General features: G+C 71.5%; 2 protein-coding genes and 1 pseudogene. All 3 read left to right on the forward strand.

Translation table 11 applies throughout. The features are described from left to right. The coding region (locus B0W88_RS31510; protein ID WP_198938001.1) for a gamma-glutamyltransferase family protein at window positions 1-1,017 on the forward strand (1,017 nt) is incomplete at its 5' end. Between the two features lie 122 nt (window positions 1,018-1,139). After that, window positions 1,140-1,517 (forward strand): hypothetical protein, encoded by a 378-nt coding sequence (locus B0W88_RS31515; protein ID WP_077038387.1) that lies wholly within the window; start codon window positions 1,140-1,142, stop codon window positions 1,515-1,517. Between the two features lie 57 nt (window positions 1,518-1,574). Continuing rightward, window positions 1,575-1,889: pseudogene (locus B0W88_RS31520) on the forward strand (N-methyl-D-aspartate receptor NMDAR2C subunit); the annotation flags it as partial.

Genomic DNA, 1,889 nt, shown 5'->3' on the forward strand with positions numbered 1-1,889 from the left:
CTGGAAGCCCTCGCCGAACATGGCCCACGCGCGTTCTATGAGGGCCAGCTCGCCGGGCGCATCGCCGCCGGCCTGCGCGACGCCGGCTCGCCGCTCACCGCCGACGACCTGGCGCGCACCCGGGCTCGCGTGGAGACGCCGCTGTCGGTGCCGTACCGCGGCGGCGAACTGCTGGCCCACCGGCCGCCGACCCAGGGCATCACCACGCTGCAGATCATGGGCCTGCTGGAGCGCTTCGACATGGCCGCGCTGGGCGAGGGGAGCGCCGAGCACGTCCATCTGATGGTCGAGGCGGTGAAGCAGGCCTTCATCGACCGCAAGCGCTGGCTGGCCGACCCGGACTTCGCGCCGCTGCCGGCGGAGCTGCTGTCGCCTGCCTACCTGGACTGCAAGGCGGCCATGATCGAGCGGGGTCAGGCCTTGCCCTGGCCGCAGCGCTACCAGCATGGGGACACGGTCTACGTCGGTGCGGCAGACGCCGCGGGCGGCGCCGTCTCCATGCTCGCGACGATCTACTACGACTGGGGCAGCGGCATCCGCATCGGCGATACCGGCCTGCTCTGGCACAACCGCGGCGCCGCCTTTTCCCTCGACCCGGCGCATCCCAACTGCCTGGCGCCAGGCAAGCGCCCCTTCCACACGCTGAACCCGGGCATCTGGCGCAAGGACGGCCGCATCCGCCTGCTGTACGGCACCCAGGGCGCCGACGGCCAGCCGCAGACGCTGGCGGCCCTGCTGACCCGGCTGATCGACTTCGGCATGACGCCCGAGGCCGCGCTGGCCGCGCCGCGCTTCCTGCTCGGGCGCACCTTCTCCGACGGGCGGGACACGCTCAAGCTGGAGGACGATGTGCCGCCCGAGGTGGTGGCCGAGCTGCGCCGGCGCGGGCACGAGATCGCCCTGCTGCCGCAAAGCAGCCCGCTGATGGGCCAGCCGGGCGTCATCGCGGTGGATGAAGACGGCGGGTTCCGAGGCGCCCACGATCCCCGCAGCGAGGGCCTGGCGATCACCGTGTAAGTCTCCGGAGGGGCAGGTCTTGCCCGCACTTGGGATCTGCCCGCTATCCGGCGCCGGGCGCCTCCGCTACGCTACTGCCGATGACGAGACAGGGCAAAGGGAAGTGGCTGGCAGCAGGGCTGATGGCGGCCGCGCTTGCGGGCCTGTCGGGCTGGCGCCTGGCCCGCTCGCACGCCGACGCGGCCGACCCGCTGGGCATGGAATTCGAGTTCCTCGGCTGCAAGGGTGACTGGCCTGTCGACGAGCCGATCCGCGCCAGCGTGAGCCGGCAGGCCGAGGGCAGCCGGGTGAGCTTCCTCGTCCGGGATCCGGTCGACTGCGGCCTGAAGGTGGACAAGCCGTCCTACCAGCTGAGCGGCCCGGCCCTGCAGCTGAGCTATGAGATCCATGCGGACGGCCCGGTGGCCGCCTGCTATTGCGAATACCGGTCCCGCTACACGTTCTCGAGGCTGCCGGCGCAGGTGAAGACGGTCGACTTCGCCCACCGGGACCGACCGTGATGCCAGTGCCCCGGGTGCGTCAACGCGGCCGGCGCCGCCTCGACTAAGCTCGCCCCGATGGAAACACTTCGACAGGCCTGGGCCGGTACCTGGAACTCTCTGGCCCTGGTGGCGCCCGCGGGTCTCTTCGAGCGCCTCGTCGCGGCATACGACGAGCCTCACCGCAGCTACCACACGCTGCAGCATCTGCGGGAATGCCCGCTTCATTTCGAATCGGCCCGGGCGCTGGCGGCGCAAGCCGGCGAAGTGGAACTGGCCCTGTGGTTCCACGATGCCATCTACGCGTTGCGCGGCAAGGACAACGAACTGCGCAGCGCCGAGTGGGCCGTGCGTGAGCTGGCGGCGGCGAGTGCGCCACCGGCGGTGCAGGGC

The sequence above is a fragment of the Pelomonas sp. KK5 genome, assembly GCF_001984095.1.
Lineage (GTDB): Bacteria > Pseudomonadota > Gammaproteobacteria > Burkholderiales > Burkholderiaceae_C > KK5.

Excerpts from the sequence above, each read along its gene's own strand:
- B0W88_RS31515 (WP_077038387.1), top strand. The coding sequence starts at position 1,140 with ATGGCGGCCGCGCTTGCGGGCCTGTCGGGCTGGCGCCTGGCCCGCTCG.